The organism is Natronomonas salina, from assembly GCF_013391105.1.
GTDB classification, from domain to species: Archaea; Halobacteriota; Halobacteria; order Halobacteriales; family Haloarculaceae; genus Natronomonas; species Natronomonas salina.
Genome location: NZ_CP058335.1, coordinates 1,547,380 through 1,561,420, shown reverse-complemented (window position 1 = coordinate 1,561,420; position 14,041 = coordinate 1,547,380). Strand labels below are relative to the sequence as shown.

Below are 14,041 nucleotides of genomic sequence, written 5' to 3'. Positions count from 1 at the left end.
CGGCCTATCCGGGGGCGGCCGTCGGGTCGTCGCTGCCCGCCTGGTAGAGGCGCCACGCCAGCAGGCCGACCAGCGCGAACGTCGCCCACATCCCGGGCTGGAGGTACGGGACGAGCAGCCGCCCGGTCGACTCGGCCAGCAGCCACTCGGGCGGCCAGGCCAGCACGGCGATTACGTACCGGTGGAGGTGGAGTCCGAGGATTGCGGCGATGGGGAGCCACGCGTGGCCGTCGGCCGCGCGTAGCTCGATCGACAGCGCCACCACCGCCGGCAGGAGCAACAGGACGAGGTCGTGGCTGTCGACCCGCGGGGCCAGAAGCGGGACGACGGCGACCCCGAGCGCGAAGGTGCTGTGACGGGCGAGCCGGCTCCGGGCATCGCGGGCCCGCCAGACCAGGGCGACGACGGCGAGACAGCCGACGAGACTCAGCGCCGGCTGGAACCGACCGAACGCGTACAGCGGCCGGTACGCGGCGCCCGTGTCCCAGCGGCGGACGGGTTCGGTCGTCCCCCAGCCCTTCCCCCACCGGAGCACCTCGAGGTACCGCCAGTGGGCGTCGGGGCCGAACACCCACAGCGACGCGCCGACCAGCAGGACCGCCGCGCCGATGGCGCCGGCCAGCCGGAGGCGGTTCCGGAGCAGGTGTGCGCCGGAGGCGGCGACGAACGGCTTGAACGCGCTCGCGAGCGTCGTCAGCGCGCCGCTGGCGATCTGGGCTGCGGTCCGCTTCAGCCGCCCGTCCTCGCGTTCCGCCCCGGCGGTCTCCTCGGCGACCTCGTGGGCGTAGAAGGCGAAACACAGCAGCGCCGCGAGGAGCGTCGACACCTGGCCCCACTTGAAGTCCCGCAGCGCCGGGTGGAAGACGAACAGGAACAGCAACAGGGCGAGTCGTTCGCCGACGGTCGGCCGGTAGCCGAGGCGCCGGACGACCGCGTCCAGCCCGACCCACAGCAGCACCAGCGACAGCGCCGAGAACAGCACCGCGGCGGTGAGGAACTCCAGGGCGTACAGCGGGTAGAAGGCGAGGACCGTGACCGGCGGGTAGAGGTAGCTCCCGTGGAAGCCGCCGTCGCCGTCCCGGAGGTACAGCGTCTCGCCGGCCTGCCACCGCGCGACGGCGTTGTAGTACGCCCCGAAGTCGTTGAACCCGAAGGGCGTCGCCAGGCCCAGGCCCCGGAGCCGGTAGTCGACGTACAGCCAGCCCGCGAAGACCGCGACGGCGAGGACCGTGACCGCGAACAGGCGGGGCTGCTCCGAGCGGCGGCGCCACAGCGCGCGGGCGAGGGCCATGGAGGGGTGTCGAGTGGGTCGTTATCTCCGAGCATAACTCTACTGAATCGAACCACTCTCGCCGCGGCGGACGCGTGGACGAATTCCCCCGCCCGTGCAGGTTCGGTGAAACGCTCGTTTGACGTATCCCGACGTATATCTCCGGCTGGTCCTATCGCACCAGCATGCGCGAGATGAACCGACGACGACTCCTCGCGGCCGCCGGAGCCGCCACGGGGGCGGCGCTCGTCGCGGGCTGTCTGACGGGGCCGTCGGGGGACGACGAGCCCCAGCCCACCGAGACGCCCGCGAGCACGCCCGCCGGATCGCTCGAGACCGCGTGTCCGGAGTACGATCGGGTCGATCGGGTGGTCTGTTACGACGGGATCGACCCCGAATCCGTCGACGCGTACCTCGAGCCCGACCCCCGGACGGCGACGGCGGACGAACCGATCGAGTTCACCCTCTACAACGGGAGCGAGCGGACGCTGCAGACGAACTTCTACAACTGGCTGGTCCACAAGCGCGTCGACGGCGAGTGGTACCACGTCGCGCCGCGTGGCTCGAACGACCCGCTGATGACCGTCCAGCCGGGTGGGTCCCACACCTGGACGCTCACGGTCGACAACGACGGCATCGAGGACGGAGCCCCGGTCCCGCGATCCGGCGGCGAAAACAGTATCACGGTCGGCGGGTTTGGCGGCGGGACCTACGCCTTCCGGAGCCGGGGGTGGTTCGAGGGCGAGGACCATGGGCAGGCTATCGCCTTCGCCACCACCTTCGAGTTCGACGGCGACCAGTTGGCGCTGACGCCGACGGACGCGATCGAGGAGACGGCGTGGGAGGGCGAGACGCTCGTCGCGCAGTCGTCCCGCGGGCGGCGCGGCGACTCCTCGCGGCTCGGCGCGTTCGAACTCCGACGGGTCGAGGACCCCGGCGCGACCCCGACCCAGCTGATCACCGAGCAGGTGCTCCGGCGACACCGGCTCCGCGACGCCATCGCCCTGTCGAGGGAGCGGGACGCGGAGGCGGTCCGGCTGGAGGAGTACAGTTCGACGCGCCCCATCTTCGGCTCGCGCTCCGACCGCATCTACGAGTACGAGGGGAGGTACTACGAGGTGACCACGCGGGAGCTGGACGACGGAGACGGGTAGGTTCGACCCGTTATCCGGTATCCGGGCTCTCGGCGCCTCTCGCGACGACCTACCTCGCTTCGCCGCGCTCCTCTCTGACGGGGATTCCGTGCGAGCGGAGCGCGGCCGCGAACTTCATTGCCGGGACGCCGCTTCGCCGGGCCGCCTGCTCCAGGGTGAGCGTCTCGCTACGGTAGAGCGTCAGGGCCGTCGTGAGGGATTTACAGGACATGTCGTCTGTATCGGTAGTGAAGTCGACGAATATTAAGGGTTATGTCTAGATACGCTACGAACATCCTAACTTAACCGAATAAAGTAGACATACGGGCTTAGATTAGCGCAGTTTGTGACTGGCTGTGGTCGGATGGCTTCCGTCTCGCCGTCGAGAAGCAGGCCGCGGCGTTCAGTCGTCGGTCGTGCCGGCTTCCAGGCTCACGTCGTCGACGTCGACCTTCGACTCGGTGAGGTCGCCCTCGCGCCACGTCCCGCGCTGGTACCACGCGTAGGCGATGGCGGCCCCGAGGACGTTGGAGACGGCGAAGGACAGCCAGATGCCGGTCTCGCCGATCTCGCTGGCGGCGAACCACGCGATCGGGAACCGGATGACGCCGAGCATCAGCACCGAGATGGCGGCCGCGGTGAGCGTCTTGCCGGCCCCGCGGAAGCTCCCGGTGTACGCCCGCATGACGCCGATGAACCCGAACGAGAGCGCGACGATGCGCAGGAACTGCGTCCCGACCTCGATCACCCGCTCGGCGTCGGGTTCCCCGGCGCCGACGAATACCGAGACGATGGGCTCGGGGAACAGGAAGACGACGACGCCGGCGACCGAGAGCACGCCGAAGAGGACCTTCGCGGCCAGCCCCGCGGCCGCCGCGGCCCGTTCGGGCTCGTCCGCGCCGATGTTCTGGCCCGTCATCGTCTCGACGCCGCGGGCGACCGCGATCGCCGGCAGGAAGACGACCGAGAAGACGCGCGTCCCGATGCCGTAGGCGGCGACGACGGGGTCCGGGAACATCGCGACGATGAACAGCAGCAGGTTCATCGACAGCGCCCGGCCGGTCCCCTCGATGGAGGCGGGGATCCCGATCCGGACGAGCCGGCGGAGGTAGGTGAGGTCCGGTGCCATGTCCCGGAGGTGGATTTGGACGCCGCGGGTCCCGCGGAACATGATCGCGAGGCCGACGGCCAGCGCGAGCCCGCGGGAGAACACCGTCGCCAGCGCCGCCCCCTCGATGCCCAGTTCGGGGAACGGCCCCCAGCCGAAGATGACGAACGGGTCGAGGACGATGTTGAGGACGACGGAGCCGAACATCACGAGCATCGGCGTGATCGTGTCGCCGTACCCGCGCATGAGCGCGACGAAGACGAAGAAGCCGAACATGAACATCAGCCCCAGCGAGATGACCTCCATGTAGCTGGTGGCCATCGGCAGGACGGCCTCGGAGGCGCCCATCAGCGCGAGGAACTCCTCGACGAGGAGGTAACCGACGCCGCCGAGGACGACCGACGCGATGAGCGCGAACGTGATCGTCTGGGAGGCGGCGTACTCGGCCTCCCGGGCCTCGCTGGCGCCCGTGTACTGGGCGACGAGGACGCTCCCCGCCACCGAGATCCCCATCCCGAGCGAGATCAGCAGGAACACCATCGGGAACGCGAAGCTGATCGCGGCCAGGGCGTCGGTGCTGTACTGGCCCAGCCAGAAGGTGTCGGCGAGGTTGTAGGCGGTCTGGAAGAGGTTCGTGACGACGATCGGCATCGACAGGAAGAACAGCGGCTTGCCGATGCTGCCGTCGGTCAGGTCGAACTCCTCGGGGCCCTTGAAGAGCGCGTCGACGCGTTCTCGGAGGCCCATTATCGGTCTACCTCCGTGCGATACTCGCGGTGCGACCGAACCGTCACAGGGAGAACGGCAGTGGAGGGATAGTGGTCCATAGGGGTCGGTGCCTGACTTACTGACTAGTCAGTCAAAAGGCTTTGGAACCCGGCTCCCGGATACCTCGAACGCCACCTCGGCAACTGTATGCACACATTTCGGCGGGACGTGCGGCGGCCGGAACTGACGGCCGGGTCAAAACTGTTATCCGGCTCAGCACGAAGGTACCACCAATGGCGGACTCACCGGAGCGATCCTTCTCGGGGCCCGACGAGGAGATCATGCAGGCCACCTACCAGGCCCTCCAGGACCACGGCTACGCCGGGCTGACCATCAAGCGGATCGCCGAGGAGTACGGGAAGTCGACCGCCGCGATCCACTACCACTACGAGACGAAGGAGGACCTCCTGGCGGCGTTCATCGAGTTCGTCCTCGCGCGGTTCAAGGAGACGATCCACGAGGTCGAGACGACCGACCCCGAGCGGCGGCTGGACCTGCTGCTCGACAAGCTGCTCGTCGCGCCGGCGGACCACCAGGACCTGCTGGTCGCGATGCTGGAGATGCGGAGCCAGGCGCCCTACAACGAGACGTTCCGCGACCGGTTCCGGAAGAACGACGAGTACGTCCGCTACATGCTCCGGACCGTGATCGAGCAGGGCGTCCAGGAGGACGTCTTCAGGGACGTCGACGCCGACCACGTGGCGCGGGCGCTCCTGACCATCGTCGACGGCGCCCGGACGCGCGCGGTCGTGCCGGGCGACGACGAGGCGCTCGACACCGCACGACGGACCGCCGAGGAGTACGTGGAGTCGGTCCTGCTCGACGAGCCCCCGACCGACGACTGACGCCGCCCCTCCCGGTCAGTTCCTCTCTCGGTCGCTGCTATCGCCGGGTGACGCGCCGTCGACGTCGTCGAACTCCGCGGTACACCAGTGGCAGAACTCCAGGTCCGCGTCGACCTCCCGGCCGCAGTTCGGACACTCCGCGAGCCCTTCTGCCGATGCCCTCGTCGACTGCGTCGCCCAGTTGTGGGCGTGCGCCAGCAGGTACGCGTCGACGACGCTGGCGCTGCCCACCAGCAGTATCGGGGCGACGGCGAGCGGGTCGACGTCGTCCCCGGCGGCCAGCGCGTCGACGGTCGCCGGGTCGACGAAGAGGACGGTCGCGACGAGGAGGACCGCGAGCCAGCCGACGGCCCGTCGCCACCGCCGGAGGTAGAGGTGGCCGAGGCCGGTGGCGAGTGCGGCGAGCAGCGCCGCGAGCCAGGGCCGCTTCCGTGAGACGGATCGGTGCATGTCTGGACTGACCGGCCAGTCAGTCATAAGTCTTCTCGCTACCCCTAATACCGGCCGGTCGACGGCTGGAACTCCGTGGCCGGCTCCAACGGGTACTTACGGGCTGACGGAGTAGTCAACCCCGATCAGCCCTCCATGCCCGCAATCGAAGTCGACGGCCTGACCCGGACGTTCGGACGCGTGACCGCGGTGGACGACCTCTCCTTCTCGGTCGAGGACGGGGAGCTGTTCGGGCTGCTGGGCCCGAACGGCGCCGGGAAGTCGACGCTCCTCAACGTGCTCGTCACCCTCCTCCGGCCGACCGACGGCACCGCGAGGGTCGACGGCCACGACGTCGTCGAGGAGACGGCCGCGGTCCGCAACAGCCTCGGGATCGTCTTCCAGGAACCCGCCCTCGACGAGGAGCTGACCGGCGAGGAGAACCTCGCGTTCCACGGCCGCCTGTACGGGATGGGCAGAGACGAGCGAGCCGCCCGGATCGACGAGGTGCTCGACCTGGTCGGCCTCCGCGAGGAACGCGACGCCCCCGTCGGCACGTACTCCGGCGGGATGAAGCGCCGCCTCGAGATCGGCCGCGGGCTGCTCCACGAGCCGTCCGTGCTCTTCCTCGACGAGCCGACGGTCGGCCTCGACGCCCGGACCCGCCGGGACACCTGGGAGTACATCCAGCGCATGAACGACGAGGCCGGCGTGACCGTCGTCCTGACGACCCACTACATCGAGGAGGCCGAACAGCTCTGCGACCGGGTCGCCGTCGTCGACGACGGCCGGATCGCCGCCATCGACTCGCCCGCCGCGCTAACCGGGTCGCTCGGCGGCGACGTGGTCGCCCTCGACGTCGACGACGGGGAGGTCGACGCCCTCCGGGACCGCCTCGGCGAGCGACCGTGGGTCCTCGAGACCGCCCGAACCGAGGGCGGCGTCGCCGTCACCGTCGACGACGGCGGCGGCCGGATCGCCGACCTGGTCCGACTGGCCGACGACGCCGGCGTCCGCATCACCTCGGTCGACGTCCACCGGCCGAACCTCGAGACGGTGTTCCTCTCGCTGACGGGCGCGACGATCGAGGAGCGCGAATCGGCCGACGACAACCCAGTGGCGACTGGTCCGAGAAATGGACGCGGCGGCGACGGCGGTCGACCCGACGGCGGCGCGACGGAGGTGGACCGATGAACCTCGTCGACCCGCTGAGCATCTACGCCCTCTGGCTGCGCGACGTCAAGCGCTTCCTCCGGTCGCCCTCCCGGATCGTCGGGTCGGTCGCGATGCCGCTGCTGTTCCTGCTCTTCCTGGGTTACGGGTTCAGCGGCGCGGCCGTCCCCGGACTCCCGGAGGGGGTCGACTACCTGCAGTATCTCGTCCCCGGGATGGTCGGGTTCACGATGCTGTTCGGGGCCTCCTTCGCCGGGCTGTCGATCCTCTCCGACCAGGACGTCGGCTTCCTGAAGGAGATCCTCGTCGCGCCGGTCAGCCGGACGTCGATCGTGCTCGGCCGGATCGCCGGCGGGTCGACGACGGCGCTCGTCCAGGCGCTCCTGATCCTCGTCCTCTCGATCCCCCTGGGCTTCCGGCCGGCGAGCCTGCTGTCGCTGCCGCTGGCGCTCGTCTTCCTCGTGTTGATCGCGGTCACGTTCGTCGGGTTTGGGGTCGCGCTCGCCTCGCAGTTCAGCGACAGCGAGGGGTTCGGGCTCGTCGTCCAGTTCGTCGTCTTCCCGCTGTTCTTCCTCTCGGGGGCGATCTACCCGGTCTCGAGCCTGCCGGACCCGGTCCGGTTCCTGGCGTACGGCAACCCGCTGACCTACGGCGTCGACGGCCTGCGCGCGGTGCTGGTGGGGACCTCGGCCTACCCGCTCGCGCTCGACCTGGGGGCGCTCGTCGTCTCCTCGGTTATCACGGTCGCCGCCGGGGCGTACCTCTTCGAGCGGGTCGAGGCGGTCTGAGCGGGGGCCTTCCGGCCGCCACAGTAGCTGGGGCTTGACCCGTAGCGAGTCTCGGTGAGAAGACGCCAGTCAGTCCTCGCTGCGGAGGCACTCCCGGACGTACCGCTCGAACTCGACGCGGGCGTCCTCGAGGACGCCGTCGTCGCTGGTGACGCCCTGGGTCACGGCGCCGAGGAACGCGACCTGGAACAGCGCGGCGGTCTCGCCGGGGTCGACCTCCCGGAAGACGCCCTGTTCGATGCCGGAGCGGATCGTGTGCTCGATGTACTTCCGGACGAAGTGGTCGCTCCGCCCGAAGTGCTCGCGGTAGGCCTCGTCGTGGGCCGCCTGCGCCCGGAGTTCGACGAGCGCCCGCGCGAACCCGTCGCCGGCGAAGCCGCCCGGCTCGAACGTCAGTTCGACGATCCGCTCGACGTGGTCGTCGGCCCCCCCGGCGTCCTGCAGCGGCAGGCGCTCCTCCATCTGTCCGAGCATGAACTCGAGGAAGTTCAGGAGGATGTCGTCCTTGCTGTCGTAGTGGTGGTACAGCAGCGACTCGCTCTTCGGGAACTCCTCGCCGATGCGCTGGATGGTGAGGTCGCTGTAGCCGTGCTCGCAGAGCGCGACGTACGTCGCCCGCATGATCTCCTCGGAGGTGTCCTCGGGGTCCTCGAGGAACGATGATGGTTGCGTCATGGTCTGGTGTCCGCTGTCGGTCCCCGGAGTCGAGCGCGCCGCCTCCGGTCGCCGTCTCGGATACGGTCTATCGGTTCGACGTACATAAATTGACTGAATACTCAGTCTACTTCTTCGGTATCTAGTCGGTATGCATCACGTACACGGTGTGGCCGACCCGTCCGGAGTGAGAAGGTTGATAAACGTAGACTGAATATTCATTCAACAGATGATGTACGGACGGACCACGACGCTCAGACGCCCACCGGGACGCCCGTCACGCGATCCGGTGGGGACTTGCCGCCTCGAACGCTATCGCGCGCCGCCGACCGCCAGGCTCGGAACGGCCCCGCTCTTCTCCTGCCGCCGACCTCGCAGCCGAATGGCGACGGTCGCCCGGACCCCCGACGACGCGTCTACGAACCCGCTGGTCCTGTCCGATTCGTGTCCCGTAGCTGCGACCGAAACAGTCGGTAACGGGGCCGAAGCGTGAGCCTCTCCGACCGCCTCTCGGGGGCCATCACCGCCTACAGCCGGCCCCTCATCGTGATCATGCTCGTGCTCACGGTCGTCGTGGGATCCGGCGCCGGGATGATCGAGCAGACCTCCTCGCTCGACCAGTTCCAGAGCGACACCGAGGAGTCCGAGAAGCTGACGTACGTCGAGGAGAACTTCTCGACGGGCGCCGAGAACACGACGTCGGCGCAGTTGATCGTCAGAGGGGAGAACGTCATCTCCCAGGAGTCGTCGCTCGATATGCTGCGGTTGCAGCAACGGTTCCGCGACAACACGACGATCAACCGGACGCTCGTCGAGGACCAGCCGACGGTCGGCGTGGCGAACCTCGTCGCGACGTCGGCGATCGTCGGCGAGCAGCAGGCGGACCTGCAGGCGACCGCCGCCGAGTTCGAACGGCTGAACGCGACCGTCCGCGAGGAGGGCGCCGCGCTGGAGCAGCGTCGCGCCGAACTGAACGCGACACAGCGTGACCTCCGTGCGTCCCTCGATACGCTCCGGGAGAACCGGTCGGCCTCGCCGCGTGCGGAGTTCGAGTCCGTCCGCGCGAACTCCTCGGTCGAGCTCGACGAGGAGCAGTACGCGACGTTCAACGAGTCGGCCCGGCAGGTTCGGGCCGCGGAGAACGAGTCGCAACTGGAGGAGGCCTACCAGCTCGGCACCCAGGGAGTGCTCGCCGACGAGTACGAGGCGCTCCAGCAGCGCAGCGAGGAGCTCCAGGCACAGCAGGAACGGCTCCAGGAACTCGGCAGCCAGCTGGAGTCCCAGCAGGCGGCCATGGAGAACGCCACGTCGCCGACCCTCGAGGAGCAGATCGAGGCCATCGAATCGATGAACGCCACGGAGTACGAGGACGCCCGCGACGACGTCCTGAGCGAGGACGCCGGCCAGATGAGCGGGCTGGCGTTCATGCCGACACACTACGAGGCTGGGTCGCCGAGCGCGAACGCGACCATGCTGGTGGTCACCCACCAGTCGGAGGACGGCGGCGGCGGTCAGGGGGGGATGGCCTCCGACGAGATCGTCGACGCCCAGCTGGCCATGCAGTCCATCGCCAACGACGCGGCCGACGCCGGCGGGTCGGACGTCATCGTCTTCGGCGGTGGCATCATGGGCGAGGAGATCAACAACTCGATGGGCGACAGCCTCGCCATCGTCGGGCCGCTCGCGCTGCTGTTCGTCGTCGTCGCGCTGCTGGTCGCCTACCGCGACGTCCTCGACATCCTGCTCGGCCTGTTCGGCATCGCCGCCGTCCTCGTCTGGACGTTCGGCTTCATGGGCTGGGCCGGGATCGACTTCAACCAGATGTTCATCGCGGTGCCGGTGCTGCTGATCGGGCTGTCCATCGACTACGCCATCCACATCTTCATGCGCCACCGCGAGCAGCGCCAGGAGAGCGGCGCCTACGGGGGCGACAGCTCCCGCGGGTCGATGCGGGTGGCGCTGGTCGGCGTCGGCGTCGCCCTCGTGTGGGTGACCGCGACGACGGCCATCGGCTTCCTCTCGAACCTCACGAGTCCCGTCCCGCCGATCCAGGACTTCGGGATCGTCAGCGCCGTCGGGATCCTCGTCGCCTTGCTCGTGTTCGGCACGCTGGTCCCCGCGCTGAAGATCGAACTCGACGAGTTCTTCGAGAACCGCGGCTTCGACCGGAAGAAGCGGGCCTTCGGGACCGGCGGCGGCCGGTTCAGCCAGCTGATCTCCGTCGGGGGCACCGCGGCGCGACGCGCCCCGCTCGTCGTCCTCCTGCTGGCCGTCCTCGTGAGTCTCGGCGGCGCCTACGGCGCCACACAGGTCGACACCAGCTTCGAACAGGAGGACTTCATCGCCGAGGATCCGCCGGGCTGGACCGACAACCTCCCGGAGCCGTTCCGGCCGGGCGACTACACGATGAAGGAGAACCTCGAGTTCGTCAACCAGAACTTCGTCCGCGAGGACTCGCAGGCGCAGATCCTCGTGGAGGGCAACGTGACCGATCCGGCGACGTTACAGCGGCTCGCCGACGCCGAGGACGCGGCCGCCGACAGCGACGTCGTGGTCACGATCTCGGGCGACGAGGCCGACGTCGAGAGTCCGATCCGGACGATGCGGGACGTCGCCGACCGCAACGAGTCGTTCAACGCGACGCTCGCCGCGGCCGACACCGACGGCGACGGCGTCCCCGACCGGAACGTCGAGGCCGTCTACGACGAACTGTACGACGTCGCGCCCGACGAGGCGGCGAACGTCGTCCACCGGACCGACGACGGCGAGTACCGGGCCGTCCGGATGGTCGTCTCGACGAAGGGGAGCGCGGACTCCGGCGACGTCACCAGCGAGATGCGGTCGATCGCCGCGGGGATCGACGGCAACGGGGTCGAGGCCACCGCGACCGGCCAGACCATCCTGTTCGACATCGTCCAGAAGCAGCTCCTGGACACCGTCATCGAGAGCCTGCTGATCACGCTCGTGGCCATCTTCGCGTTCCTGATGCTGGCCTACCGGATCACGGAGGGCAGCGCGACCCTCGGGGTCGTCACGCTGCTCCCCGTCGTGTTCAGCGTCTCGTGGATCCTCGGGACGATGTACCTGCTCGGCATCCCGTTCAACATCATGACGGGGATGATCACGAGCCTCACCGTCGGGCTCGGGGTCGCCTACAGCATCCACATCAGCGAGCGGTACAACATCGAACTGCGGCGCACCGGGTCGGTCTGGGAGGCGATGTCCCGGACGCTCACCGGGACGGGCGGCGCGCTGCTCGGTAGCGCGGCGACGACCGTCGGCGGCTTCGGCGTGCTCGTCTTCGCCATCCTGCCCCCGCTGCAGCAGTTCGGCCTCATCACCGGGATGACGATCATCTACGCGTTCCTCGCGAGCGTGCTCGTCCTCCCGAGCATGCTCGTGCTGTGGACGAAGTACCTCGGGCCGGACGCGTCCTTCGACGCGCCGACGCCCGGAACGGCCCCGCAGGCGGCCAGCGACGGCGGCCGCGAGAGCCGCGACGGCGAGCGATAGATCGCCGGGAGACCGAGCCTCTCCTTCTTCAGTCGGCGACGCCGACGGCCTCGGCGATCAGTTCGTGCGAGCGGATCCGGTCGTCGGGGTCCTCGATGAGGTTCTGGACGATCACCTCGTCGGCGCCGACGTCGTCGGTCATGGTCTCGAGCAGCGTCCCGACCGTCTCGGGGCTCCCCGAGACGGCGCGCGGCCACTCGCCGGGCTCGAGCGTCTCGGGGGTCGGCTCCGGGACGCCGCCCAGTTCGTCGACGGCCTCCTCGACGGTCGGCGGCGGGCCGAAGGCGCCGCGGGCCATCCGCTGGTAGGCGGCCTCCGACGACGCCCGGAGCCGCGCCGCCTCGTGGTCGGTCTCGGCGCAGGCGACGTTGACCGCGAGCATGGTGTGCGGTTCCGCGAGCCCCTCGTCGAACTCCGAGGGCTGGAACTCCTCCCGGTAGGTCTCCAGGGCCGTCCGGGCCACCGTCGGCCGGATGAACGCCGCGAAGGCGTAGGGGAGCCCCAGCTCGGCGGCGATGGCGGCGCTCGAGGGGCTGGAGCCGAGCACCCACACCTCCGGGACACCGTCCGGCGAGCGCGGGATGCGGATGTCGCTGTAGGGGTGGTCGTCCGGGAACGCCCCGTAGACGTGTCTGGCGGTCTCCTCGATCTTCGCGGCGTGGTCGTCGCCGCCGCGCTGGTGGGGGACGCCCGAGGCGAGCGCGCGGTCGACCGCGGGCATCCCCGTCGCCCGCCCGAGGCCCAGGTCGATGCGGCCCGGCGCGAGCGCGTCGAGGGCGGCGAACGTCTCCGCGACCTTGAACGGGCTGTAGTGGTTGAGCAGGACCGTCCCCGAACCGACGCGGATGTCGTCGGTCTTCGCGGCGAGGTGGGCGATCAGCACCTCCGGGGTGGTGCTCGCGATCGAGTCGGCGAGGCCGTGGTGTTCTGCTACCCAGTACCGCGAGTAGCCGAGCCGTTCGGCCGCCCGGGCGAGCGCGACGGAGTCCTCGTAGGCGTCCGTCGCCGTCTCCCCGCTCCTGACCGGTGCAATGTCGACGATAGAGAGGTCCATCTGGTAGGTGCGCTACTCCCGGGAGACTGGTAAGACCGTCGAGTTCCCGTCGGGCGCCAGACGTTCACGCGCCCGAGGGTGCCGCAAACTATAATCCGGTCTCCCCGCTACCCCGTAGCCATGATATATCGGCTGGACGACACAGCCGGGCCGCGCGGGGGACGCGACCCGGGGTGGGACCGCTCGAGCGGCCGGCCCCTCGACCGGCGCTTGCGTCATCGCCTGCGTCGGTACCGGGGTGACCGATGACGACGCTCGTCCACACGGCGGACGTCCACCTCCGTCCCGACGCCCAGGAGCGGCTCGACGCCCTCGAGGCGGTCCTGGAGGCGGCGGCGGACCTCGGGGCCGACGTCCTCACGATCGGCGGCGACCTCTTCGACCGCCCGGCGGACGTCGAGACGCTCCGCGGCGACCTCCGGAACCGCTGCTTCACCGACCTGCCGTTCGAGGTGGTGCTCGTCCCGGGGAACCACGACGTCGACGCCTTCCGCGGCGACCTCTTCTTCGGGGACGCCTGCACGGTCGTCGCCGACGAGGACCACTTCGGGACGTGGGTCGCCCCGGACGGCGACCTCCGGGTCGTCTGCATCCCGTACTGCGAGACGGCCGGCGACGAACTGCTCCTCGCGCTGGCGGACCGCGAGCCCTTCGACGGGACCGACGTCCTCCTGTTCCACGGCAGCCTCGACGCGCCCATCGGCGCCGACGCGGGCGAGGAGGACACCTACCGCTACTTCCCGGTGACCGAGGCGCTGCTGGTGGAACTCGGCTTCGACCACTACCTCGCCGGCCACTACCACGGGCCCCACCTCCTGCAGTTCGAGGGTGGCGCCGAGTTCGCCTACCCCGGGACGCCGGCGTCGACCCGCAGCTCCGAGACCGGCCGCCGCCGGGTCGTCCGGCTCGAGACCGGCGAGGGGCTGGCCTTCGAGCCGCTGGAGAGCTTCCACTACCTCGAGAAGCGCGTCACCGTCACGCCGGGGCGGGAGGACGCGGTCCTCGAGGAGCTCCGCGAGTGGGTCGAGACGGCGGTCACGCCGACGGCCCACCCGTCCATCGTCGTCGACGGCGTCGTCGACCGCGCCGAGACCGAGTTCGCCGAGGAACTCGTCGGAATCGCCGACCCCGACTGGATCACGAACGAGACGGTGAGCGTCGAGCACGTCACCGCCCACCCCGTGATCCAGGAGTTCGAGGCGCGACTCGGAGAGACGGACTGGGACGACGAGACGAAGGAGGCGGTGTGGACGCGGACGCTGCGGGCCGCCGGCCGCGTGGGGTCCTCGCGGGGGCTGGAGTGACC

Annotated in this window: 12 protein-coding genes; 6 read left to right on the top strand and 6 right to left on the bottom strand. The window is 69.6% G+C overall.

All coding sequences use genetic code 11. The features are described from left to right. Positions 1–4: 4 nt before the first annotated feature. Positions 5–1,291 (bottom strand): glycosyltransferase family 87 protein, encoded by a 1,287-nt coding sequence (locus tag HWV07_RS08345; protein WP_178333861.1) that lies wholly within the window; start codon positions 1,289–1,291, stop codon positions 5–7. 164 nt (positions 1,292–1,455) lie between these two features. Between HWV07_RS08345 and HWV07_RS08340 the strand changes: the two genes are divergently transcribed. Then, on the top strand, positions 1,456–2,424 hold the full coding sequence (locus HWV07_RS08340; RefSeq protein ID WP_178333860.1) for a hypothetical protein: 969 nt from the start codon (positions 1,456–1,458) through the stop codon (positions 2,422–2,424). 49 nt (positions 2,425–2,473) lie between these two features. Here HWV07_RS08340 and HWV07_RS08335 read toward each other — a convergent pair whose 3' ends face one another. Together HWV07_RS08335 and HWV07_RS08330 are read right to left on the bottom strand one after the other, a co-directional pair. After that, entirely contained in the window at positions 2,474–2,635 is a 162-nt protein-coding gene (locus HWV07_RS08335) for a DUF7317 family protein (protein ID WP_178333859.1), read from the bottom strand. 171 nt (positions 2,636–2,806) lie between these two features. Next, positions 2,807–4,258: an MATE family efflux transporter gene (locus tag HWV07_RS08330; RefSeq protein WP_178333858.1), complete on the bottom strand. Its 1,452-nt coding sequence runs from the start codon at positions 4,256–4,258 to the stop codon at positions 2,807–2,809. 254 nt (positions 4,259–4,512) lie between these two features. Between HWV07_RS08330 and HWV07_RS08325 the strand changes: the two genes are divergently transcribed. Then, positions 4,513–5,124 (top strand): TetR/AcrR family transcriptional regulator, encoded by a 612-nt coding sequence (locus tag HWV07_RS08325; RefSeq protein WP_178333857.1) that lies wholly within the window; start codon positions 4,513–4,515, stop codon positions 5,122–5,124. 15 nt (positions 5,125–5,139) lie between these two features. Here HWV07_RS08325 and HWV07_RS08320 read toward each other — a convergent pair whose 3' ends face one another. Then, the gene (locus HWV07_RS08320) at positions 5,140–5,574 is read right to left on the bottom strand and encodes a zinc ribbon domain-containing protein (protein ID WP_178333856.1); all 435 of its coding nucleotides are present in this window, start codon (positions 5,572–5,574) and stop codon (positions 5,140–5,142) included. Positions 5,575–5,709: 135 nt separating this feature from the next. Here HWV07_RS08320 and HWV07_RS08315 point away from each other — a divergent pair, with 135 nt between their 5' ends. After that, positions 5,710–6,747 (top strand): ATP-binding cassette domain-containing protein, encoded by a 1,038-nt coding sequence (locus HWV07_RS08315; RefSeq protein ID WP_178333855.1) that lies wholly within the window; start codon positions 5,710–5,712, stop codon positions 6,745–6,747. Continuing rightward, entirely contained in the window at positions 6,744–7,514 is a 771-nt protein-coding gene (locus tag HWV07_RS08310; protein ID WP_178333854.1) for an ABC transporter permease, read from the top strand. The genes HWV07_RS08315 and HWV07_RS08310 overlap by 4 nt, the downstream gene beginning before the upstream one ends. A 69-nt stretch (positions 7,515–7,583) precedes the next feature. Here the strand turns inward: HWV07_RS08310 and HWV07_RS08305 are convergent, their stop codons facing one another. Next, the gene (locus HWV07_RS08305) at positions 7,584–8,189 is read right to left on the bottom strand and encodes a TetR/AcrR family transcriptional regulator (protein WP_178333853.1); all 606 of its coding nucleotides are present in this window, start codon (positions 8,187–8,189) and stop codon (positions 7,584–7,586) included. A gap of 468 nt (positions 8,190–8,657) precedes the next feature. Between HWV07_RS08305 and HWV07_RS08300 the strand changes: the two genes are divergently transcribed. After that, a complete protein-coding gene (locus HWV07_RS08300; RefSeq protein WP_178333852.1) occupies positions 8,658–11,681 on the top strand; it encodes an efflux RND transporter permease subunit in 3,024 nt (1,007 codons plus the stop codon). 28 nt (positions 11,682–11,709) lie between these two features. On the opposite strand, the gene HWV07_RS08295 is transcribed toward HWV07_RS08300, so the two are convergent. Then, the gene (locus tag HWV07_RS08295; protein ID WP_178333851.1) at positions 11,710–12,735 is read right to left on the bottom strand and encodes an LLM class flavin-dependent oxidoreductase; all 1,026 of its coding nucleotides are present in this window, start codon (positions 12,733–12,735) and stop codon (positions 11,710–11,712) included. 245 nt (positions 12,736–12,980) lie between these two features. Between HWV07_RS08295 and HWV07_RS08290 the strand changes: the two genes are divergently transcribed. Further along, on the top strand, positions 12,981–14,039 hold the full coding sequence (locus tag HWV07_RS08290; RefSeq protein WP_178333850.1) for a metallophosphoesterase family protein: 1,059 nt from the start codon (positions 12,981–12,983) through the stop codon (positions 14,037–14,039). The last annotated feature ends 2 nt before the right edge of the window (positions 14,040–14,041 follow it).

What these genes read in the sequence shown, in the direction of transcription:
- HWV07_RS08315 (WP_178333855.1), top strand. Translation starts at nt 5,710, where the DNA reads ATGCCCGCAATCGAAGTCGACGGCCTGACCCGGACGTTCGGACGCGTG.
- HWV07_RS08320 (WP_178333856.1), bottom strand. Translation starts at nt 5,574, where the DNA reads ATGCACCGATCCGTCTCACGGAAGCGGCCCTGGCTCGCGGCGCTGCTC.
- HWV07_RS08290 (WP_178333850.1), top strand. Translation starts at nt 12,981, where the DNA reads ATGACGACGCTCGTCCACACGGCGGACGTCCACCTCCGTCCCGACGCC.
- HWV07_RS08335 (WP_178333859.1), bottom strand. Translation starts at nt 2,635, where the DNA reads ATGTCCTGTAAATCCCTCACGACGGCCCTGACGCTCTACCGTAGCGAG.
- HWV07_RS08295 (WP_178333851.1), bottom strand. Translation starts at nt 12,735, where the DNA reads ATGGACCTCTCTATCGTCGACATTGCACCGGTCAGGAGCGGGGAGACG.
- HWV07_RS08325 (WP_178333857.1), top strand. Translation starts at nt 4,513, where the DNA reads ATGGCGGACTCACCGGAGCGATCCTTCTCGGGGCCCGACGAGGAGATC.
- HWV07_RS08330 (WP_178333858.1), bottom strand. Translation starts at nt 4,258, where the DNA reads ATGGGCCTCCGAGAACGCGTCGACGCGCTCTTCAAGGGCCCCGAGGAG.
- HWV07_RS08340 (WP_178333860.1), top strand. Translation starts at nt 1,456, where the DNA reads ATGCGCGAGATGAACCGACGACGACTCCTCGCGGCCGCCGGAGCCGCC.
- HWV07_RS08305 (WP_178333853.1), bottom strand. Translation starts at nt 8,189, where the DNA reads ATGACGCAACCATCATCGTTCCTCGAGGACCCCGAGGACACCTCCGAG.
- HWV07_RS08345 (WP_178333861.1), bottom strand. Translation starts at nt 1,291, where the DNA reads ATGGCCCTCGCCCGCGCGCTGTGGCGCCGCCGCTCGGAGCAGCCCCGC.
- HWV07_RS08310 (WP_178333854.1), top strand. Translation starts at nt 6,744, where the DNA reads ATGAACCTCGTCGACCCGCTGAGCATCTACGCCCTCTGGCTGCGCGAC.